General features: G+C 63.9%; 21 protein-coding genes and 1 pseudogene. 10 read left to right on the top strand and 12 right to left on the bottom strand.

The window, feature by feature from the left end:
- Positions 1-18: 18 nt before the first annotated feature.
- The 4 genes and pseudogenes from DT068_RS28290 to DT068_RS28490 all read right to left on the bottom strand — a co-directional run.
- Positions 19-384 (bottom strand): annotated as a pseudogene (locus tag DT068_RS28290) (VOC family protein); the annotation flags it as partial.
- A complete protein-coding gene (gene rph, locus DT068_RS05350; RefSeq protein WP_119388737.1) occupies positions 381-1,094 on the bottom strand; it encodes a ribonuclease PH in 714 nt (237 codons plus the stop codon). The gene rph and the pseudogene DT068_RS28290, both read right to left, overlap by 4 nt.
- A gap of 68 nt (positions 1,095-1,162) precedes the next feature.
- Positions 1,163-2,377 (bottom strand): zinc metallochaperone GTPase ZigA, encoded by a 1,215-nt coding sequence (gene zigA, locus DT068_RS05345; protein ID WP_119388826.1) that lies wholly within the window; start codon positions 2,375-2,377, stop codon positions 1,163-1,165.
- A gap of 11 nt (positions 2,378-2,388) precedes the next feature.
- Positions 2,389-3,588, bottom strand: a complete 1,200-nt coding sequence (locus tag DT068_RS28490) for a metallochaperone AztD (protein WP_119388736.1) — start codon at positions 3,586-3,588, stop codon at positions 2,389-2,391.
- 112 nt (positions 3,589-3,700) lie between these two features.
- Here DT068_RS28490 and hrcA point away from each other — a divergent pair, with 112 nt between their 5' ends.
- The 3 genes from hrcA to DT068_RS05325 all read left to right on the top strand — a co-directional run bounded on the left by hrcA (position 3,701) and on the right by DT068_RS05325 (position 6,320).
- Positions 3,701-4,792 (top strand): heat-inducible transcriptional repressor HrcA, encoded by a 1,092-nt coding sequence (hrcA, locus tag DT068_RS05335; RefSeq protein ID WP_119388735.1) that lies wholly within the window; start codon positions 3,701-3,703, stop codon positions 4,790-4,792.
- Positions 4,789-5,193 (top strand): GFA family protein, encoded by a 405-nt coding sequence (locus tag DT068_RS05330; protein WP_119388734.1) that lies wholly within the window; start codon positions 4,789-4,791, stop codon positions 5,191-5,193. The genes hrcA and DT068_RS05330 overlap by 4 nt, the downstream gene beginning before the upstream one ends.
- Positions 5,194-5,414: 221 nt before the next feature.
- The gene (locus tag DT068_RS05325; protein ID WP_119388825.1) at positions 5,415-6,320 is read left to right on the top strand and encodes a LysR family transcriptional regulator; all 906 of its coding nucleotides are present in this window, start codon (positions 5,415-5,417) and stop codon (positions 6,318-6,320) included.
- On the opposite strand, the gene DT068_RS05320 is transcribed toward DT068_RS05325, so the two are convergent.
- Positions 6,277-6,984: a glutathione S-transferase family protein gene (locus tag DT068_RS05320; RefSeq protein WP_368904444.1), complete on the bottom strand. Its 708-nt coding sequence runs from the start codon at positions 6,982-6,984 to the stop codon at positions 6,277-6,279. The two genes, DT068_RS05325 and DT068_RS05320, sit on opposite strands and share 44 nt — an antisense overlap.
- A 187-nt stretch (positions 6,985-7,171) precedes the next feature.
- Here DT068_RS05320 and grpE point away from each other — a divergent pair, with 187 nt between their 5' ends.
- Positions 7,172-7,723: a nucleotide exchange factor GrpE gene (gene grpE, locus DT068_RS05315; protein ID WP_368904443.1), complete on the top strand. Its 552-nt coding sequence runs from the start codon at positions 7,172-7,174 to the stop codon at positions 7,721-7,723.
- Positions 7,724-7,982: 259 nt separating this feature from the next.
- On the opposite strand, the gene DT068_RS05310 is transcribed toward grpE, so the two are convergent.
- From DT068_RS05310 to ubiE, 5 genes are read right to left on the bottom strand one after another with little or no spacing between them, the layout of a single operon-like run.
- Entirely contained in the window at positions 7,983-8,786 is an 804-nt protein-coding gene (locus DT068_RS05310; RefSeq protein WP_119388731.1) for a HesA/MoeB/ThiF family protein, read from the bottom strand.
- Positions 8,786-9,226 (bottom strand): dUTP diphosphatase, encoded by a 441-nt coding sequence (gene dut, locus DT068_RS05305; RefSeq protein WP_119388730.1) that lies wholly within the window; start codon positions 9,224-9,226, stop codon positions 8,786-8,788. The genes DT068_RS05310 and dut overlap by 1 nt, the downstream gene beginning before the upstream one ends.
- Positions 9,223-10,470 (bottom strand): bifunctional phosphopantothenoylcysteine decarboxylase/phosphopantothenate--cysteine ligase CoaBC, encoded by a 1,248-nt coding sequence (gene coaBC / locus DT068_RS05300; RefSeq protein WP_119388824.1) that lies wholly within the window; start codon positions 10,468-10,470, stop codon positions 9,223-9,225. The genes dut and coaBC overlap by 4 nt, the downstream gene beginning before the upstream one ends.
- A 39-nt stretch (positions 10,471-10,509) precedes the next feature.
- A complete protein-coding gene (ubiB, locus tag DT068_RS05295) occupies positions 10,510-12,072 on the bottom strand; it encodes a 2-polyprenylphenol 6-hydroxylase (RefSeq protein ID WP_119388729.1) in 1,563 nt (520 codons plus the stop codon).
- On the bottom strand, positions 12,072-12,836 hold the full coding sequence (ubiE, locus tag DT068_RS05290) for a bifunctional demethylmenaquinone methyltransferase/2-methoxy-6-polyprenyl-1,4-benzoquinol methylase UbiE (protein WP_119388728.1): 765 nt from the start codon (positions 12,834-12,836) through the stop codon (positions 12,072-12,074). The genes ubiB and ubiE overlap by 1 nt, the downstream gene beginning before the upstream one ends.
- 118 nt (positions 12,837-12,954) lie before the next feature.
- On the opposite strand from ubiE, the gene mutM reads away from it, so the two are divergent.
- Both mutM and DT068_RS05280 read left to right on the top strand, forming a co-directional pair.
- Positions 12,955-13,848 (top strand): bifunctional DNA-formamidopyrimidine glycosylase/DNA-(apurinic or apyrimidinic site) lyase, encoded by an 894-nt coding sequence (gene mutM / locus DT068_RS05285; RefSeq protein WP_119388727.1) that lies wholly within the window; start codon positions 12,955-12,957, stop codon positions 13,846-13,848.
- 42 nt (positions 13,849-13,890) lie between these two features.
- A complete protein-coding gene (locus DT068_RS05280) occupies positions 13,891-14,664 on the top strand; it encodes an enoyl-CoA hydratase (protein ID WP_119388726.1) in 774 nt (257 codons plus the stop codon).
- Positions 14,665-14,725: 61 nt separating this feature from the next.
- Here DT068_RS05280 and DT068_RS05275 read toward each other — a convergent pair whose 3' ends face one another.
- Entirely contained in the window at positions 14,726-15,478 is a 753-nt protein-coding gene (locus tag DT068_RS05275) for a sulfite exporter TauE/SafE family protein (RefSeq protein ID WP_368904442.1), read from the bottom strand.
- Positions 15,475-16,791 (bottom strand): Hsp70 family protein, encoded by a 1,317-nt coding sequence (locus DT068_RS05270; protein WP_119388724.1) that lies wholly within the window; start codon positions 16,789-16,791, stop codon positions 15,475-15,477. The genes DT068_RS05275 and DT068_RS05270 overlap by 4 nt, the downstream gene beginning before the upstream one ends.
- Before the next feature lie 185 nt (positions 16,792-16,976).
- Here DT068_RS05270 and DT068_RS05265 point away from each other — a divergent pair, with 185 nt between their 5' ends.
- The 4 genes from DT068_RS05265 to dnaN all read left to right on the top strand — a co-directional run bounded on the left by DT068_RS05265 (position 16,977) and on the right by dnaN (position 21,378).
- A complete protein-coding gene (locus DT068_RS05265) occupies positions 16,977-17,702 on the top strand; it encodes a hypothetical protein (RefSeq protein ID WP_162914010.1) in 726 nt (241 codons plus the stop codon).
- Positions 17,703-17,832: 130 nt separating this feature from the next.
- On the top strand, positions 17,833-18,096 hold the full coding sequence (rpsT, locus tag DT068_RS05260; RefSeq protein WP_119388722.1) for a 30S ribosomal protein S20: 264 nt from the start codon (positions 17,833-17,835) through the stop codon (positions 18,094-18,096).
- A gap of 607 nt (positions 18,097-18,703) precedes the next feature.
- Positions 18,704-20,140, top strand: coding sequence for a chromosomal replication initiator protein DnaA (dnaA, locus tag DT068_RS05255; RefSeq protein ID WP_119388721.1), 1,437 nt, complete (start codon positions 18,704-18,706; stop codon positions 20,138-20,140).
- A 125-nt stretch (positions 20,141-20,265) separates the two neighbouring features.
- Positions 20,266-21,378 (top strand): DNA polymerase III subunit beta, encoded by a 1,113-nt coding sequence (gene dnaN, locus DT068_RS05250; protein WP_119388720.1) that lies wholly within the window; start codon positions 20,266-20,268, stop codon positions 21,376-21,378.
- The last annotated feature ends 9 nt before the right edge of the window (positions 21,379-21,387 follow it).

Below are 21,387 nucleotides of genomic sequence, written 5' to 3'. Positions count from 1 at the left end.
CTCGGCGAATTCGACCGAATTGCCGGCGGGGTCGCGGCAATAGATCGAGCGCCCGCCGCCCGGCCATTCGAAATCGGCTTCAAGTCCGATGCCGTGGCCGGCGAGATGGTCGCGCCATCGATCGAGCTCCTCAGCCGTAGCGGAGAAACAGACATGGCCCGCGCCCTTGGCGCCATGCGGCGGCGCCGAGATGAAGGATTTTGGCTTCACCGCCGAGACGGCCGGATTGAAGACGAGCAGCATGCTCTCGCCGCAATGGAAGAAGACGAACTGGCCTTCGAGCTCGCGGCGCACCTTGAGCCCGAGCAGTCCTTCATAGAACCGGCGCAAGGCAGCAATGTCCTCGCCATAGAGGATGGTCTCGAGGATGGCTTTCGCCTTCATGCGACCGCCTGCTTCTGCAGCGCCACCAATTCGCCGATGCCGGCCTTCGCCAGCGCCATGAGCTCGAGGAAGCGCTCCTGCGAGAAGGGCTCGCCTTCCGCCGTGCCCTGCACCTCGACGATACCGCCTTGACCGGTCATGACGAAATTGGCGTCGGTCTCGGCGGTCGAGTCCTCGTCATAATCGAGATCTAGCACCACCGCGCCATTGTGGATGCCGCAGGAGATGGCAGCGACATGGTCGCGCAACGGGTTGGCCTTGAACATCTCGCGCGCTTCCATCCATCTGAGCGCGTCGTGGAGCGCGATCCAGCTGCCGGTGATGGCGGCGGTGCGGGTGCCGCCATCGGCCTGGATGACATCGCAATCGAGCGTGATCTGCTTTTCGCCGAGGCCGACGAGATCGACCACGGCGCGCAGCGAGCGGCCGATCAGGCGCTGGATCTCCTGGGTGCGGCCCGACTGCTTGCCCTGCGTGGCCTCGCGGCGCATGCGCTCGCCGGTGGCGCGCGGCAGCATGCCATATTCGGCCGTGACCCAGCCCTTGCCGGCGCCTTTCAGCCAGGGCGGCACCTTCTCCTCGACGGTCGCCAGGCACATCACATGGGTGTCGCCGAAGCGCACGAGGCAGGAACCTTCCGCATGCTTGGAAAAGCCGCGCTCGAAACTCACTTTACGCAATTCTTGGGGCTTCCGCCCGGACGGCCGCATAGTCACTCCTCATTCGATTGAATGGGGGAGGTTCTAGCGGCTCCCTTGACGGATGAACAGATGCCGTTTCACGCCGCGCTACGCCGCCATTTCGGGAACGGATCCCTGAGATCGCGATAATCCGCGGGGCGAAAACGCATAGGCTGCTGCGGCCCGATCAGGCATTCATCGAGCGCCGTCCGCATCGCCCCTTCATCGAGGCCTGAGCCGATGAAGACCAGCTCCTGGCGCCGGTCGCCCCAGCCTTCCGCCCAGCGCGCCTGCAATTGCCCGCGCCATTCGGGATGATCGGGCCAACGGTCCTGAGGCACCCCAGCCCACCAGAAGCCCATCCCTTCGGTCCGGCAGATCGAGCCGGCCAGGCTCATCTCGCCCACCCAATCGGGGCGCGTCGCCAGCCAAAAGAAACCCTTGGCGCGGATGAGACCTGGCCATGTCCGCGCCAGGAAACCATTGAACCGCGCCGGATGGAAGGGGCGGCGCGCCCGATAGACGAAGCTCGCAATGCCATATTCCTCGCTTTCCGGCACATGGCCCGCATGCCCGTGCAGCTCCTTGAACCAGAGCGGATGCTCTTCGGCCCGGTCATGATCGAAGCGATGCGTGGCGAGGACATCGTCCAGCGCCACCTGCGCGAAGCTCGTCTCGATCAGGCGCGCATCGGCATTCAGGGCGCGCACGATCTTGCGCACGTGATCGCGCTGCTCCGCCGTCACATCCGCGATCTTGTTGATCACCACGACATCGGCGAATTCGATCTGGTCGACAAGCAGATCGACGAGGGTGCGCATGTCACCCTCGTCGGCCGCCTGCCCCCGCTCGCGCAGAAAATCGCGGCTTGAATAATGGCCAAGAAGATTGACGGCATCGACGACCGTCACCATCGTGTCGAGGCGCGCCACGTCGGCGAGCGAGCAGCCCGCCTCGTCGCGGAAGGCGAAGGTGGCGGCAATGGGCAGCGGCTCGGCGATGCCGGTTCCTTCGATGAGGAGATAGTCGAAGCGCCCTTCCGCGCACAGGCGGCGCACCTCCGACAGAAGATCCTCGCGCAAGGTGCAGCAGATGCAGCCATTGGTCATCTCGACGAGCCTCTCCTCGCGGCGCGCGAGATCGCCGCCGCCGGCGCGGATGAGATCGGCATCGATATTGACCTCGCCCATGTCATTGACGATCACCGCGACGCGCCGGCCTTCGCGATTGTTGAGGATGTGATTGAGGAGCGTCGTCTTGCCGGCGCCCAGGAAGCCCGAGAGCACGGTGACGGGAAGGCGCTTGTCCTGCATCATGAGCACCGTCAATGGACTTCGCCGGCGCCGCCAATGGCGATGAGGCCATAGGGCATGCCGCCGGTCTCGATGCGGCGGCTTTCGGCCAGCGTCTCGGGATTGGCCACGAGCAAGGCGCCGGCGAGCGGATCGCTCACCACGATCTCCTCGCCCGCCACCGCGAGACGCGGCCGCGGATCGCGCCAGTGGCCATCCATGCTGTAGGGCTCGGTGAGCCTGGCGCTTCTCGTGATCTCTCCCTTTATCGCGTCGATGCGGTGCAGGAAGCCGTCCTCGGTGAAGACATAGACGCGCTCGGAATTCCGCGGATCGATGGCGAAGTCGACGCGGCGCGATGGCAGCTTGATCAGACGAAACGGTTCCCTGGCCGAGACATCGATGAGGATGATCGCGTCGGGCCCATAATTGCCGATGAAATAGCGCAGCGACTCGGCGCCCCTGAGCGTCGTCGCCTTGCCTTCGGGCAGAGACGGCGGATAGGGCAGGAAGCTGATCTGCGGCTCCTGCTTCTGCGTGTCGACGAGAATCAGGCCCTTGGCGCAGGCGATCGCCAGGAGATGGCCCGAGGATGCCTCGCCATGAAGGCTCGGGCAGGCATGGTCGGCAAGCATTTTGCCATCCTTGTCGAGGAGGCGCATGCCGATGGGCAGCGCATCGGGGTCTTGCGGATCCGGGATGGAGATCAGTGTTTTGTCGCCCAGCGGCACAGCGAGCCCGTGATGCGGACTTGCCGTCTTCACGTCTCTCGGCGCCAGCTTGCCCTTGATGAATTGCGCCTCGCTGACAATGGCGGCCGATCCGTCGCCGTCATGGAAAATGGCGATCTGGCCGTCATGCTCGATGAAATGGACGGGGCGCGCGCCCCTCGAGGTGGCGTTGAGCAGATAGGGCTGCGACACTTTGAGATCGCCGTGGTCGCCATGGTCATCGAGGGCGACACCGCTCGCCATGGCGGAGACGCGGTCGGCATCCGACTGGACCGCGAAAACCGTCCTGCCGCTCTTGCTCGCCTGCAAGGCGGCCGGTCCCAGCGTGCTGATGGTGGCGAGCACAGCCCCGGTCCCGACGTCGATGGCGCGCACCGTGGCGGCGCTGTGATCGGCGACGAAAACCCGCCAATGGTCCTGCTCGGCGGCAAGCCCAGGCGCTGCGGCAGACGCCAGAAGTCCGGCACAGGCGAGGAGTTGGCGCGTCAGGGACAGCTTCATCGGGTCACTTCCTTCTCAATTATGCAATGTTATAACATAACAATACTGGATTATCCTGGATGCGCAAGACCCTTGAGTTGACCGCCCCCCTCACGATTTCTAGATTCCACCTATGAGCATCCATCCGCAGAAGCCCCTCATCGACGAACGCGTCCAGGGGTTGGCCCAACTCGACCAGCGCTCGCGCGATATCTTCCGCAGGCTTGTCGAAACCTATCTCGACACCGGCGAGCCCGTGGGCTCGCGCACCATCTCGCGCATCCTGCCCTCCAGCCTGTCGCCGGCCTCGGTGCGCAATGTGATGATGGATCTCGAAGATTCGGGCCTCATCTATTCACCCCATACCAGCGCCGGGCGCATGCCCACCAATGCGGGCCTGCGCTTCTTCGTCGATGCGCTGCTCGAAGTGGGCTCGATCTCGCCCGAAGAGCGCGCCCGCATCGATGCGCAGATGACCGGGGCCAACCGCTCGCGCCGGGTCGAGGAGGTGCTGGGCGAGGCGACCACGCTGCTCTCGGGCCTGTCGCATTGCGCCGGCCTCGTGGTGGCGCCCAAGAGCAATGCGCGGCTCAAGCATATCGAATTTGTGAGCCTCGCTCCCGGCCGCGGCCTCGTCATCCTGGTCGCCGAGGACGGCACCGTCGAGAACCGCGCCATCGACCTGCCGGCGGGCCTGCCGCCCTCCTCGCTCACCAGGGCCTCCAACTATCTCTCGGCCCGCATGCAGGGCAAGACGATCGCCGAAGTGCAGCGCCTGATGCAGGAGGAGATCGCGACGCTGCGGACCGAGCTCGACGAGCTCACGGCAAGAGTGATCGCCGATGGCGTCGCCACCTGGTCGGGCAATACCGAGGACGACGACCGCACGCTCATCGTCAAGGGCCAGGGCAATCTCATCGAGAACCTCACCGCCTTCGACGACCTCGAGCGCATCCGGAAATTGTTCGACGATCTCGAGAACAAGAAGGGCCTGATCCAGCTTCTGGGCTCAGCCGAGACCGGCGAAGGGGTGCGCATCTTCATCGGCGCCGAGAACAAGCTCTTCTCGATGTCGGGCTCATCCCTGATCGTCGCGCCCTATCGTAACAGCGAGGAGAAGATCGTGGGCGCGCTCGGCATCATCGGGCCGACGCGGATGAACTATGCCCGCATCATCCCGATGGTCGACTATACGGCGCGCATCATCGGACGGCTGATCACGTGACAGGCCGGCAAGCCTCCTGCGCCTGCGGGCAATTGCGCGTCACCTGCGAGGGCGAGCCGTTGCGCGTCTCGATCTGCCATTGCCTCGACTGCCAGAGGCGAACCGGCGCGCCCTTCAGCATGAATGCGCGTTTCGCCAGGGAGGCGGTGACGCGCATCGAGGGCGTAAGCCGGTCCTTCACCCGCCAGGGCGACAGCGGCGGCACCGTCACCTTCAATTTCTGCCCGCATTGCGGCTCGACCATCTATTGGGAGCTGAGCGGCGTGCCGGGCGTTTTCGCCGTCGCGGTCGGCGCCTTTGCCGATCCGAAGTTTCCGGCACCGCGCGTCTCGGTCTATGGCATCAGGCGGCATCGCTGGGTCGATCTCGGCGGGCTGCCGGATCTCGAGCATCTCGACTGAGCTTAAGGAGCCAGGCCAGGATCTGCCCGCAGCAGGCCGCCATCGCGGCGCTGCGCTCCCTTCGCGCCCAGAAATGGAGCTCCAGACTGTCTCGATAAGGGAAGTGCCGCAGGTCCTGCATGTGCAAGTTCCGGAGATTGACCTCCAGAAAACCTATTCTCTCCCGAACAGATGATAATATGCTATTAGTTCCATTTATTTGTGACGAAATGGAACAGATCATGGAACGACCGGAAAGCATGGAAATCTTCCTCACCGTCGTGGATGAAGGCGATTTCTCCGCCGCCGCCCGCAAGCTCGGCCTCGCCCCTTCCGCCGTCAGCAAGATCATCGCGCGTCTTGAGGAGCGGCTCGGCATCCGCCTGGTGCAGCGCTCGACGCGGCGCATCGGCCTCACGGCGGAAGGCATCGCCTATGCCGAGGCGGCGCGCCGCATCCTTGCCGATATCGAGGAGGCGGAACTGGCGATCCGGCCCGGCGCCGAGCCGCGTGGCCTTCTGCGCATCAACCTGCCCAGCGCCTTCGGCCACCGAATCCTCGTGCCCCTGCTGGCGCGCTTCCGCGAAGGCTATCCGCAGATCGAAATGGAGCTCAGCTTCACCGATGCCATCATTGATCTCATCGCGGAAGGCGTCGATGTCGCGGTCGGCGTCACCATGCGCGCGGACTCGAGGCTCATCATGCGCCGGCTGGCGCCCAACCGCCGGGTGGTCTGCGCGGCACCCGTCTATCTGGAAAGACATGGCGTGCCGCAATCGCCCGACGATCTCGAGCGCCATATCTGCCTCGGCATCACCACGCGGGGCGAACTGAACACGTGGAAGTTCGAAGGCCCCGAAGGCGTCCGCACCTTGCGCATCAAGAGCCCGGTGCGCGCCGACAGCACCGAAGCGCTGCGCCGGCTGGCGCTTGCCGGCATGGGCATCATCCGCATCTCGGAGCTGCTGGTCGGACCGGATATAAGGTCGGGGCGACTGCGGATGCTGCTCGATGAGCACAATCATCCGGAAGGCGCGCCGATCACCATCGTCTATCCGAGCCGGCGACTTCTGTCGCCCTGCGTGCGCGCCTTCGTCGATTTCCTCATCGCGGAATTCGCGCATCCGCCATGGCAAGCGGCTTCATGAAATCCGGCAAGGGCCGCTGATGCGAGAGGAGGAAGCGCGCCATCGCGCCCGCCACCTCGCGCACGGCCGGCCTCGCCGTCATACGCGACCGCCATTCGATGAGCCTCGGTGTCGCCTGCGTCATCGGCGCGCCCATGCGGGCGGCGAAAAGCTGCGCCATGTAGAAGGCGATATCGGCGAAGGAATATGGGCCCGCCAGATGATCGACATCGCCGAGATGGCGTTCCATCCCGGCATAGTAAAGAGCGCAGGCTTCGCGCGCGGCAACCGCCGCAGGATCGTCCGGCCTGTCCTGGAGGCCCATGAGCCGGATCACCGGCGGGAAGAAGACCTCGTCCGATTTGAGCTCGAGGAGACGCGCTTTGGCGCGCGCCCCGGGCGTCCCCGGCCACAGCGCCGGCTCAGGCTGCACATCCTCGAAATATTCGAAGATCTGGCTCGAATCGAAGATCTCGACCTCACCATGAATAAGGACCGGAACCTGCTTCTTGGGGTTGATGCGCAGCACGTCGGGGTGCTTCGGCTCATAGAGCCGCGCCATGTCGAAGGGCACCATGACGAGCTCGACGGCGAGGCCCTTCTCCAGGGCGGCGATCTGGGCCTTGGCGCCGAACATGCTCAAAGGTCCCGAATAAAGCCGCATCTGCGGGGGTTTGGCGGGCATTTTCTTCCTCCCAAATGACATTCTGCCCTCTATCGCGAAGCCAAATGTCCGATCCTGTCAGTTGACCTTGACGCTTCCGGGAAAGACTTGATTTTTCCGCCCCGAACCCTGATATCCGGGCCCGAAACCCCATTGCACCGACCGAGAGTTCAGTATCGTTATGGCCCAGAACGCGAGTAAAGAAACCATGGCTGAAGAGACGGCGGCGCCGGAAGTTCCGGAAGCCGATCCCGTTACCCTTGCCGAAACCGATCCGCGCGATGCGGAAATCGTGAGCCTGAAGGAAGAGGCGGGCAAGCTCAAGGATCAGCTTCTGCGCACGCTCGCCGAGATGGACAATCTGCGCAAGCGCACCGAGCGCGAGAAGGCTGAGGCGACGCTTTATGCCGCCAGCAATTTCGCCCGCGACATCATGAGCGTCAGCGACAATATGGATCGCGCCCTCGCCACCGCCGAGGCCGACCATCTGAAAGAGGCGACCGAGCCGGTCAAGAACCTGATCGCCGGCGTCGAGATGACCCAGCGCGAATTGCTCAATGTGTTCGAGCGCCATAACATCAAGCGCGTCGACCCGATGGGCGAGAAATTCGACCCGCATTTCCACCAGGCGATGTTCGAGGTGCCGACCAATGAGCAGCCGCCGGGCACCGTGGTGCAGGTGATGCAGGCCGGCTTCAAGATCGGCGAGCGGGTACTGCGCCCGGCGCTGGTGGGCGTCGCGAAAGCAAATCCCGCCTAAGTTGAAGACTTAGGCGATAAGGATTTGCTCTCGCAAAGATTTTGCGCGTTTCCTTGTCGGCAAAGTGATTCCACTTTGCCGGGAAACGCGGCAAGCCACGGGGTAAGTCACCGCGCTTTCAATCCCCAGTATCGTCATCCCGGCGAAAGCCGGGATCTCCTAAATTCGTGCAATGCGATGAGCTCTGCTCGCCGCAGAGGCTTCAATGGATCCCGGCTTTCGCCGGGATGACGGTTTGGGGTGGGGCCACTTGTCCACCCTATCGGTGCGACGACAGATCCCTGATCGTCGCGTTGCGGCCGTTGAGCGGATTGTCGGGGTTCCACGGCAGCGCCGTCACATAGGCGCGCACCGAAAGCGCGTCATACATGAAGAGCTTGCCGGCCAGGCTGTCGCCGATGCCCAAAATCTCCTTCATCACCTCCATCGCCTGGATGGAGCCGATGATGCCGGTGAGCGCGCCCATGACGCCCGCCTCCTCGCAGGCAGGCACCAGGCCCGGCGGCGGCGCTTCGGGATGCAGGCAGCGATAGGTGGGCCAAGGCACGCCGTCCGCGTCCTTCAGATGCGGCTTGAAGGTCGAGAGCTGGCCGTCGAACTGGCCGACGGCGGCGGCGACCAGCGTCTTCCTCGCCAGATAGCAGGCATCGCTCACCAGGAAGCGGGTGGCGAAATTGTCCGAGCCGTCGGCGACGATGTCATACTGGCCGATGAGGTCGATGGCATTCGATGCGTCGATGCGCGTCCTGTGGCCCACCACATTCACATGCGGGTTGAGATCGTTGAGGGTCTGGGCGGCGCTGTCGGTCTTGGGCCTGCCGATGCGTGATGAGGCGTGAATGACCTGGCGCTGCAGATTGGAGAGCGACACGTCATCATCGTCGACGACGCCCAGCGTGCCGATGCCGGCGGCGGCGAGGTAGAGCAGCACCGGAGCACCCAGGCCGCCCGCGCCAATGACCAGGACCCTGGCCTGTTTCAGCTTCTGCTGGCCGGGTCCGCCCACATCCTGCAGCACGATATGCCGGGCATAGCGCTCCAGCTCCTCGCTCGAGAGCTTCATCAGGTTCGACCCGTCGAGCCGAAGCCGCCTGCGCCCCGCGCGGTGTCCGACAGGCTCGCCTGCTCGCTGAGCCTGATCCGCGTCACCGGCGCCACGATCATCTGGGCGATGCGGTCGCCGCGCTTGATGGCGAAGGCCGCTTCACCGTGATTGACCAGAATGACTTTGATCTCGCCACGGTAATCCGCATCGATCGTTCCCGGCGCATTGAGCACGGTGACGCCATGCTTGGCGGCTAACCCTGAGCGCGGGCGCACCTGCGCCTCGAAACCGTGCGGCAGCGCAATGGCAAAGCCGGTCGCCACCAAAGCGCGCCCGCCCGGCGGCAGGATCGCGTCCTCGGCGGCGCGCAGATCCATGCCGGCGGCATGCTCGCTCTCATAGGCGGGAAGCGCCAGGCCTTCCGCATGCGGCAGGCGCAGAATGGCGACGTCGGTCATGATTTTGCTCCGAGCCGGCGGGCGAAGTCTTCCATCAGGCGGCGCGCCACTTCGCTCTTGTCGAGCTCGGGCCAGCTCTCGACACCCGATGCGGAGACGAGATGGACGGTATTCCTGTCGCCGCCCATGACGCCCTTCTCGGCGCTCACATCATTGGCGACGATGAGGTCGCAGCCTTTCTTGGCGAGCTTCGCCTTGGCATTGGCGATGACATTCTCGGTTTCGGCCGCAAAGCCCACCACCAGCTTCGGCCGCTTCGCCTTGGCGGCTCCCGCCACGGTCTTCAGGATATCGGGATTCTCGGCGAGCTTGAGGTCGGGCAGGCCGCCCGAGCCCTTCTTGATCTTTTGATCGGCAGTGGACGCCACGCGCCAGTCGGCCACGGCCGCAGCGAAGATCGCGATATCGGCGGGAAGCTCGGCCTCGACGACTTTAAGCATCTCGGCCGCCGTCTCGACCGGCATCATCTGAGCGCCGGGCGGAATGGGCAAATTGACCGGACCCGAAACCAGGACCGTCTCGGCCCCCAAGGCCACGGCGGCCTCAGCCAGCGCATAGCCCTGCTTGCCGGAAGAGCGGTTGGCGATATAGCGCACCGGATCGATCGGCTCATGGGTCGGCCCGGCGGTGATCAGCACCTTGCGGCCGGTGAGCGCACGGGTGGTGGCGGCGCCACCTGCCAGAGGCAGCGCGCTGCCGGCAAAATGCGCCTCGATCGCCGCCAGGATCTCGACCGGCTCGGCCATGCGGCCCGGGCCATATTCGCCGCAGGCCATCTCGCCGTCATTGGGACCGATCACGCGCACGCCATCGGCCTTGAGGACGCTGAGATTGCGCATGGTCGCCTTATGCTGCCACATGCGCACATTCATGGCAGGCGCGATGAGGATCTTCTTGTCGGTCGCGAGCAAGGTGGTGGAGGCGAGGTCATTGGCGAGGCCCTGCGCCATCTTGGCCATGAGATCGGCACTCGCCGGCGCCACGACCAGAAGATCGGCCGAGCGCGACAATTCGATATGGCCCATCTCGACCTCATCGGTCAGGCTGAAGAGATCGGTATAGACCTTCTCGGCCGTCAGGCTCGCCACCGACAGCTGGGTGACGAACTGCTCGGCGGCCTTGGTCATGATCGCCGTGACCTTGGCCTGACGCTGCTTCAAGAGCCTGATCAGCTCGAGGCTCTTATAGGCGGCGATGCCGCCCCCGATGATGAGAAGAACGCTTCTGCCGGACAGTGTTGTCATCATGTCACTATACCCCAATCAGCGCGCGGAACGGATTTGTCAAAAGATCAGGCTCAAGGCGATGGCAATCAAGGCGAGCGCCCCTGCGATGAGCGCATAGCGGCCCGCGCGCGAATGGCGGGCCTGGGCGGCGGCGAGCGCCTCGGTCGTCTCCTTGTCGAGGCGGATGCCGCCGGCATTCGCCATGTCGGCCAGCATATGGGTGGCGGCCTGCGCCTGGCCCAGCATTTCGGGCAAGGTGGTAAAGAGGCGGCCGAGCGAGGCTGCACCTTCCGCCGCCCCTTCGATCTGCCCCAGGGGCCCGAGCTTCTTCTCGATCCAGTCGCGCACCACGGGCTCGGCCGCAACCCACATATTGAAATGCGGGTTGAGCATGCGGGCCACACCTTCGACCACCACCATGGTCTTCTGCAGCAGCAGCAATTGCGGCTGGGTCGCCATGTCGAACTGGCCGGTCACCTCGAAGAGCTGGGTGAGGAGCCGCGCCATCGAGATCTCTTGGGCGGGACGGTCCATGATCGGCTCGCCGATGGCGCGCAGCGCCTGCGCGAAGACGGCAGGGTCCTGATGCGCCGGCACATAGCCCGCATCGAAATGCACCTGGGCGACGCGGGCATAGTCGCGGATGATGAAGCCATGGAGGATCTCGGCGAGGAACAGGCGCTCCTTCGGGTTAAGTCTCCCCATGATACCGAAATCGACCGCGATGAGATTGCCTTGCGCATCGGCGAAGAGATTGCCCTGATGCATGTCGGCATGAAAGAAGCCGTCGCGAATGGCATGTCTCAGGAAGCTCTGGATCACCGTGTCGGCGAGACGGTCGAGATCGAGGCCGCGTTCCTTCAGCGCCGCCATGTCGGAGAGCGGCGTCGCATCGATCCAGTCGGTGGTGAGAACCTGTCTCGCGGTCAAGGGCCACTCGACCTTGGGCACGCGAAACCCCGGGTCATTCTCGACATTGGCGGCCATCTCCTTCATGGCCGAGGCTTCCATGCGCAGATCCATCTCGAGCCTGACCGACTGCGCCAATGTCTCGGTGGCATCGACCGGGCGCAGGCGGCGGGCCGGCGCGCTCATCCTTTCGATCATCCGCGCGGCGAAGAAGAAATCCGACAGATCGCGGGCAAAGCGCTGCTCGATGCCGGGGCGCAGGATCTTCACCGCCACATCGCGGCCCTCGCGCGTTTTGGCGCGGTGGACCTGCGCGATCGAGGCGGCGGCGACCGGCGGACCAAACTCGCTGAAGATCTCATCCGCGCCGCGGCCGAGATTGGCCCTGATCGTCCGGCGCGCCGTTTCCATGTCGAAGGGCGGCAAGCGATCCTGCAGCGAGCGCAGTTCGGCGGCGCGCGCCCTGCCCACCATATCGGGCCGCGTCGCCAGGAACTGGCCGAGCTTCACATAGCTCGGCCCCAGTTCGGCAAGCGCCCCGCTCAACTTGCCGTTACCATGTGATTTCGAGGCGACAAGCCGCGCCAGGCGCAAGCCCACACGCGCGGCCAAGGGCAGCAAAGCTGCGTCCTCGGGCGGAGGAAAGGCGTCATGGCGCGCCAGCACCCAACCGGCACGGGCAAGGCGGAAGACGTGACCGAAAAACCCCATCAGATGCGCCAACCCCAATGGATGGCGACAATGCCGCCCGAGAGATTCCGGTGGCCTTCATGACTGAAGCCCGCCTCCCGGATCATCGTCTCGAACTTCTCCTGATCCGGGAAAGTGCGGATGCTCTCGACCAGATAGCGATAGGGAGCGCCGTCGCCCGTTACCACCTTGCCGATGGCCGGAATGGCGGTGAAGGAATAGGCGTCATAGACGGAAGCAAGGCCCGGCACATCGACATGGGAGAATTCGAGGCACTGGAACTTGCCGCCCGGCTTCAGCACCCGGTGCGCCTCCTTCAACGCCTTGTCGATATGGGTGACGTTCCTGATGCCGAAAGCGATCGTATAGGCATCGAAGCTCTTGTCGGGGAAGGCCAGCGCCTCGGCATTGCCGACGGTAAAGCGGCATTGATCGGAAAAACCCTCCTGATCGGCGCGCTTGGCGCCTTCCGCCACCATTTCCGGCGAGATGTCGGCAATGGTGATGCGGGTGCCGGAGCCTCCGGCCCGGGCGATGCGGAATGCGATGTCGCCGGTGCCGCCCGCGACATCGATGACGCTGAACTCCCGAGGGCCCTTAGGCGGCGACAGCAGCGTGACGAAATCGTCCTTCCACAGCCGGTGGAGACCCGCCGACATGAGGTCGTTCATCTGATCATAGCGCTCCGCGACCTTGGAGAAGACCTCGTTCACAAGGCCCTGTTTCTCCGCTTCCGCGACATCGCGAAAGCCGAAAGGGGCGGTTTCCTTGGGGGTGTCTGTCATGGCGGCGGACCATAGAACAGGATGGTTCCGAATGCCATGGCGACAGCTCTACTGACATGATCCGGCACAAAGCCTATTTAAGCCATGAGTTAACGTCCAACAGACCCGGCAGCAGCCCATGCCAGAACTTCCTGAAGTCGAAACCGTGATGCGGGGCCTCGAAACCGTGCTCACCGGGCAGCGCATCGCGCAGGTGCGGCTCGCCCGCGCCAATTTGCGCTTTCCCTTCCCCGCCGATTTCGCCAGGCGCATCGAAGGACGCCAGGTGCTGCGCCTGATGCGGCGGGCCAAATATATCCTGGCTTACCTGGAAGGCGGCGACGTTTTGATCCTGCATCTCGGCATGTCAGGTCGCTTCACCATCATCGATGGCAAAGGCCGCATGCAGGCGCTCGGTGAGTTCTATGACGAGAGTACGCCGCCTGATGGCGGCCAAGGCCCGCATGACCATGTCGTCTTCACGCGCGAGGATGGCTTGCGCATCGTCTATACCGATCCCCGGCGCTTCGGCCTCATGGATCTCATCGACGAGACGGGTCTTGCGGGCCACAAGCTCCTTGCCGGGATCGGCGTCGAGCCTCTCGGCAACGAATTCGATGCTCCCTATCTGGCGGAAGCCTTCAGGGGCAAGAAGGCGCCGCTCAAGGCAGCCCTCCTCGACCAGACGCTCATTGCCGGCCTCGGCAATATCTATGTCTGCGAGGCGCTGCACCGCGCAGGGCTTTCGCCCAAAAGGCGCGCCGGAAGCCTGGTGAAGAAGAAGGGCTATGATCCGCGGCTCGAGGATCTGGTGCGTCACATCCGCGCCATCCTTAAGGAGGCGATCGCTGCCGGCGGGTCGACCTTGCGGGACTTCATCCAGCCACAGGGCGAGAAAGGCTCCTTCCAGCAGGTCTTCGCCGTTTACGACCGGGAAGGCGAGAAATGCCGCAAGAAGCGCTGCGGCGGCACCGTCAGGCGCATCGTGCAGTCGGGCCGCTCGACCTTCTATTGTCCCCGGTGCCAGAAATAGCCTATCTCTCGCTTCCCTGTCCGGCTGCGAGCGAGAGACGCCATGACCTATGAGAACATCATCGTCGAAACCCATGATGCGGTGGGCCTCATCAGGCTCAACCGGCCGCAAGCGCTCAATGCGCTGAACGCGGCCCTTATCCGTGAACTCGGCGAGGCGCTCACGGCATTCGATGGCGATCCGAAGATCGGCGCCATCGTCATCACCGGCAGCGAGAAAGCCTTTGCCGCCGGCGCCGATATCAAGGAGATGGCGTCCAAATCCTATATGGAGGCCTATCTCGGTGATTTCCTCGCGAGCTGGGACCGCGTGGCGCAGCAGAGGAAGCCGGTCATCGCCGCGGTGGCTGGCTTCGCGCTGGGCGGCGGCTGCGAGATTGCGCTGATGTGCGACTTCATCATCGCCGCCGACACGGCGAAATTCGGCCAGCCGGAAATCCAGCTCGGCGTCATGCCGGGTGCCGGCGGCACCCAGCGCCTCGCCCGCTATGTCGGCAAGGCGAAAGCGATGGACATGATCCTCACCGCCCGCATGATGGATGCGGCGGAAGCCGAACGCTGCGGCCTCGCCTCACGCGTGGTGCCGGCCGACAAGCTCGTCGAGGAAGCCCTCGCCGCTGCCAGGAAGATCGCCTCCTTCTCGCAGCCCATCGCCATGATGGCGAAGGAAGCGGTCAATCGCGCCTTCGAGACGACGCTTGCCGAGGGCGTGCGCTTCGAGCGCCGCCTGTTCCATTCGATGTTCGCCACCGAGGATCAGAAGGAAGGCATGGCGGCCTTCATCGAGAAGCGCAAACCCGCCTTCAGGCATAAGTGAGGCTTTTTCTCTTGCGCATCGGGTGATCCGAAAACCGCTGCGCACTTTTCGGTCCGATGCTTCAGAGCCGCATCCCCTGAATGATGAGGAGCGTGCCGCCCAGGATCACCACCGCATCGAGGATGTTGGTGTGCGCCTTGAGCGAGAGATGCCGCGCCAGGCGCTTGGCGATGAAGGCGCCGGGCAGTGCCGCGATGCCGATCACCACGGCCATGATCCATGAGGAAAGCGGCAGGACGCCCGCCGTCTGGAAGACCAGTGTCTTGATGGCGCCAAGGACGAGCGAGATGCCGGCATCGGTGGCGATGACGGCTGAACCCTGAAGCCCGGCGGCGAGCAGGATCGACAGCAGCACGACACCCGATCCCGTGGTGCCGCCGACGAGGAGCCCGTAGGCGGCACCCGCCGCGGCGACACCCTTGGGCGGCAGATGGCCATGAAGGCCGGTCAGGATGCGGCGCACCGGCACGAGCAGAATAAGCACCGCACCAATCAGCACGGCGACATGGCCGCTCGAAAGCATCGTATAGAGCCAGGCGCCCAGCGCGCAGAAGGGCAGAGCCGCCAGCGTGATGGTGATGGCGCGTATCTTGTCGAAGGAGGCGTGGAAAGCAAGAAGCCGGCTGCCATTGGTCATCAGCGCCGAGACGGCGATCACCGGAACCACCACTTGCGGCCCGATGATCGGCACCAAAATGGGCGGCAGCAGCAGACCGGTGCCATAACCTGCCACACCGCCAATGATCGCAGCCAGGAACGCAACCGCCGCAACCAGGAGATAGTGCGCGAGGGTCACGTCGCCGGCGAGCATCATTGGCCTCCCACGGTCCAGTCGGCCAGACCGGGCGAACGCCCGATCAAGGCAAGCCCATAGGCAATGGATTCGAACTGATCGCCCGTGGTCAGGCGCGCCTCGCCGAAGCGGGCGCCGAACACCTTCCAGATCGCCGGGATGAAAGACGATCCCCCTGTGAGGAAAACCTTGTCGATCTCACTTGCGGCAAGCCCGGCATCGGCCAGCGCCTTGTCGACGGTCGCCGCGATCGCCTCGACATCCTCGGCGATCCAGGTTTCGAAATCACCCCGGGTGATCGTTTCACCGATGACGAGATCGCCGTGGCGGAAATCGAATGGCGCCCGCTCGGCGGAGGAGAGCGCGATCTTGGTCGCGGTGACCGCGCGATAGAGGGCAAATCCCAGGTCGTTTTCGACGATATCGATGAGATCGAGCAGCGGCGCCGGATCGACCGCCTGGCGTGCCAGTTGCCTGAGCTCCTTGAGCTCGCCCGACGTCTTCATCACCGCAAGCTGATTCCAGCGGGCGAAATTCGCGTAATAGCCGTTCGGCATCGTCAGGGTCTTGCCGAAGGAGCGATAGGATGCCCCCTTGCCGAGGCGCGGCGACACGACATGATCGATGATGCGGTAGTCGAAGGCATCACCGGCAATGCCGATGCCGGCATGGCCGAGGGGCCGGGCGCGAAAATGCCCGTCGCGCTTCTCGAAGCGCAGGACCGAGAAGTCGCTGGTGCCGCCGCCGAAATCGGCGACCAGCACGGTCGCGTCCTGCCGCAATTGCCGGGCAAAGGAAAAAGCCGCCCCTACCGGCTCATAGACATAATGACCCTTGGCGATGCCGAGCCCGCCGAAGCCCGAGCGATAGCGCCGCATCGCCAGATCGTCATCGGGACTGGCGCCGGCGAAGCGCACCGGCCTGCCGATGACGACGGTCCTGGCGGCAAGCGAGAAGGACGGGCCGGCATTGCGCGAAAGCACGCGCAGGAACGTGGCGAGGAGATCCTCGAAGCGGAACGTCTGCCGGAAGATGCGCGTCTGCGTGAAGAGCGAGCTGGCGGCGAAGGTCTTGAAGGACTGGATGAAACGATGGGCGGCGAGACCCTGCAGGAACTGCTCGATGGCCCAGGGGCCACCGGCGACCGAGAGCCTCGAGCCCCCACCCTCATGGTCCTCCCAGAAGCACAAGGCCGTGTTGTAGGTGCGGTGCACGATGCCGGCATGATCGAACTGGAGGGCTGAGGCCTCGCCATCGGGCCCGGCCAGCGCCACCACCGTATTGGTCGTGCCGAAATCTATGCCGATCGAAATGTCATCAAGGGCAGTTGGCATGACAGTCTCGTTAAGGGGCGGCAGCGGCCCGGTCGCGAAACGAAGTTTGAGCTTCGCCTCGGCGCGGGACAGGGATGAGCACTGGGATTGGCGCGTAGATAGCACACAAAGCGGGGAGAGCAATGCGGGAGATGCGGCACACCCGGAAATGAGCTAAATTGCCGGTGGTGAGCTGGAGAGCGGACATGGGCCCCCTTCGATCGGCAGGAGTCAGACGAGCTGCCGCCGTGATGGCGACGAGCGTGGCGGTTGCCCTGAGCCCCCTTCCCGCGGCCGCCAATCCGCAAGGCGCGCCAAGTCTATCCGCGGATGGACAGTGGACATCGGGGGAATATGTCGAGGCGATCTTCGCCGTCCACAATGGCGCCATCACCTTGCCGCGGCTCGGCAATCCCAAGACGCAAGCCTATTTCGACCGGCTGATCGATCGCCGCAATATCGAAAGCCTGATGGCAAGCCCGCTCGCGCAAGCCGAAAAGCGCCGGCAGATCCTGACCATCCTGTCGGCGACCGGCGAGTTCCGCGGCCGCTATGGCTATGCCGTGGCGCTCGGCGATGATGTCCAGAACGAGCTCACCCAGATCCAGATCTTCCGGCTCTATCTGATCGACCGGCTGGCCGCTCTCGACCTCTCGGACGCGAGCGCCGGCAAATGCTGCAGCAGCGCCATCGCCACCACGCTCCAGGGCACGCTCGATACCCTCGCCGAAGCGCCCGCCTTCACCAGCGATCAACTCATTGCCCTCGCCCAGGCCCTGGCCCGGCATTATCCGATGATCCGGACGCATCTCAGCGCTGAAGACCATATGGCGATCAGGGGGCGGCTGGAGCGGATGACGCGCGCTGAAAGCGATCCCGGCCTCAAAACCGCCTTCGCCGCAGCCCTCGCGGCGGCGCGAAGCGGCAATTGACGGGCCTGCTGCGGGCGACTATAAGCCGCCCATCCGATGAAGGGGATAGGCAGCCGCGGGCTTTCCAGCAGCCAGCGGCATTTTGCATTGAACCAATATCGACCGGTTTCAACTTTCAGGAAGTGATTTCATGGCGAACACCAGTTCGGCGAAAAAGGCGACACGCGTTGCAGCTCGCCGTGCCGTCATCAACAAGAACCGCACCAGCCAGGTGCGCTCGTCCGTGCGTAAAGTCGAGGAAGCACTCAAGTCCGGCGACAAGGCCGCGGCGGAAGCAGCGCTGAAGGCGGCCGAGCCGCAGCTCATGCGCGGTGCACAAAAAGGCGTGCTGCATAAGAACGCGGCTGCACGCAAAGTGTCGCGGCTCGCCAAGCGCGTCAAAGCGATCAAGTAACGTTCTGATATATGGCCGGTTTCCCGGCCATCCACAGGCGGCGCGCCGGACATCCCCGGACGCGCCGTTTTTCTTGTTCAGTCAGCTGATAAGTTGGCGCAATAATTTCCGTTATCTTTCATGGCGTTAGCGGAGTGAGCGGGAGCAAGAAGATGGAGGCCGGCAAAACCGCCTTGGCCAAAATGGCGGAATCGAATTTTTGTGGCAACTGTGGTTTTTTCGCATCTGTACCGGCCGGACGAATGAATCCTGCATGCGAGTCAACTACTTGTCGTCCCTCATCATGACGCGAACGACAACTCGCACGGCACCAAAAGAAAAATCCGTATACGGAACGCCAAGCAAGTTCAGTTGTCACGCGCGAGGGCTTGTGGGTATGGTCTTTGGGCGCTGCCGAGGGGCTGCGGCACAAAGTAGATGGGTAAGTCAGTGAAGGTCACATGCGGGGCTCAAAGAGTGACCGAGTTCTCTAGCTTTAGTTCACCTTAGGTTCGTTCGAGCCGGAAAGGAGCATAACTTGCGGATCAGTCGATCCGCAAGATGGGAGTTTGCGTGCCGAAAGCGCGGCTAATCGCTCGAGTACAAGAAAAGAAGGGGTTTAGGTGTGATGACAGATGCGGCGGCAACCGGGCTCAAGCAGAGCTGGGACAAAATTGCGCAAAGGCTCAAAGCGGAACTGGGCGATGACCTGTATACGAGCTGGTTTGCCCGCATGGAGCCCGAGGAATGCACCGATGGCCGCCTCGCGGTTTCGGTGCCTACCCGCTTCCTGCGCAACTGGATCGAGACGCACTACGCCCAGAAGCTGCTGAAGGCGAGCGAAGCCGAGCTCGGTCATCTCGACAATGTGCATGTCAAAGTACGCACGCGCGGCGTGCCGCAGCGGCCACAGGACGTCGCCGACCGGCGTATTCCGCAGGACGAGCAGCCGGAACCCGCCAATCGCGGCAATATGGCGCCACCCAGCCAGGTCCTGCATCAATCGACCAGCGAGCGCGGCTCGCCGCTCGATCCCAACCAGACCTTCCACAGCTTCATCACCGGCGGCTCGAACCGCCTGGCCCATGCGGCGGCCCAGCGCATTTCGGAATCGCAGCCAGGCCTGCCGGTCAGCTTCAATCCGCTGTTCATCCATTCGGCGGCAGGCCTCGGCAAGACGCATCTCCTCAACGCGATCGCCTGGCGGGTGCGCGAGCGCCATCCCGAGCGCAAAGTGCTGTTCATCACCGCCGAACGCTTCATGTATCATTTCATCGGCGCGCTCAGGTCGCGTGACACGATCGGCTTCAAGGATTTCTTCCAGTCGATCGACGTGCTGCTCATCGACGACTTCCAGTTCCTGCAGGGCAAGTCGATGACGCAGGAATTCTACCACACCTTCAACTCGCTGGTGGACGCCAAGCGCCAGATCGTCATCGCCGCCGATGCGCCGCCGGCCCAGCTCGACGCCATCGACCAGCGCATGCGCTCCAGGCTGATGGGCGGCCTGGTCGTCGATATCGAGCTGCCGGAACTCGATCTGAGGCGCGAGATCCTGGCGCGACGCCTCACCGAAGTGGCCCAGCGCGACCCCCTCATCCGCGTCGATCCCGATGTGGTCGAATTCATCGCCAACAAGGTGCAGGGCGGCGGGCGCGAGCTCGAAGGGGCGCTCAACCGCGTCATCGCGCATCAGCAATTCTCGCATGCGCCCTTGTCGGTCGATCTCGCGGCCATGGTCTTGCGCGACATGTCGGCCAATCCGGACCAGTGCCGGGTGCGCATCGACGACATCCTGAAAGTGATCGGGCGCCACTACAATGTGGCGCGCGCCGATCTGCTGTCGCCGCGCCGCGCCCGCTCGGTGGTGGTGCCGCGTCAGGTCGGCATGTATCTGGCGAAGAAGCTTACCCCCCGCTCCCTGCCCGAAATCGGCCGGCGCTTCGGCGGCCGCGACCATTCGACCGTGCTCCATGCGGTGCGCAAGATCGAGGAACTGATGAAAAGCGACGACCGGCTCGCCCGCGAAGTCGCTCTCCTGATCAGGCTTATCGAACAACAGTAACGGTCTTGCGCGCGGGCCGCAAAGGCGTCAATGTCTGCGGCCCGGGCGGTAGCGCGCGATCAGGAAAAGTGGGTACCGGTTTTCCGTCAGATCGCGCGCTTGGATGAAGACAGGACAAAGATACTATGCGGGTGACTATCGAGCGATCGGCCTTTCTCAAGGCCCTCAACCATGTGCAAAGCGTGGTCGAAAGACGCAATACCATCCCGATCCTGTCCAATGTGCTGGTCCAGGCCAAGGGCGAGGCGATCAAGCTTACCGCCACCGACCTCGATATCGAGATCATCGAGACGGTTCCTGCCGAGGTGGCTCAGGAGGGCGCGGTGACGGTCGCCGCCCACATGCTCTACGACATCGTGCGCAAATTGCCCGACGGCGCGCAGCTCGAGCTCGACCAGGGCCCCGATACGGGGCGCGTCTCGATCAAGGCGGGACGCTCGCGCTTCGCGCTGCAGTCGCTGCCGCCGGAGGACTTTCCCGATCTCAATGCCGGCGAGCTTGCCAACCGCTTCACCTTGTCGGCGGCCGAGCTCAAGGGCCTCGTCGAGAAGACCCGTTTCGCCATCTCGACCGAAGAGACCCGCTATTACCTGAACGGCATCTATCTGCATGAGGTTGCCGCCAACAAGACGCTGAGAGCGGTGGCGACCGACGGTCACCGCCTGGCCAGGGCGCAAGTGGACTTGCCCGCCGGCGCTACGGGCATGCCGGGCATCATCGTGCCGCGCAAGACGGTGCTGGAGCTCGTCAAGCTGATCGAGAGCGATGAGGGCGAGATCGAGATCGCGCTGTCCTCCTCCAAGATCCGCTTCTCCTTCAATGGGCTCACCCTCACCTCCAAGCTGATCGACGGCACCTTCCCGGACTATGAGCGGGTCATCCCGCGCAACAACGACAAGACGCTCGATGTCGACACCAAGCTGTTCTCCAGCGCCGTCGACCGGGTCTCGACCATTTCCTTCGAAAAGGGACGTGCGGTTAAACTCAATGTCGGCGATGGTCGCGTGGTGCTCACCGTCAATAATCCCGATTCAGGCTCGGCCGAGGAAGAGATCGCCGCCAGCTACGAGTCGGATCCGATCGATATCGGCTTCAATTCGCGCTACCTCCTCGACATCGCATCGCAGATCAAGAGCGATACGGCGCGGTTCCAGCTGGCCGATGCGGGCTCGCCCACCATCGTGCTCGACCCCTCCGACGACCAGGCTCTCTATGTGCTGATGCCGATGCGGGTGTGAGCGATCCCG

The organism is Taklimakanibacter lacteus, from assembly GCA_003576695.1.
Taxonomy (GTDB): domain Bacteria; phylum Pseudomonadota; class Alphaproteobacteria; order Rhizobiales; family Aestuariivirgaceae; genus Taklimakanibacter; species Taklimakanibacter lacteus.
Note: the sequence above shows the minus strand (reverse complement) of the source record. Positions and strands in the feature narration are given on the sequence as shown.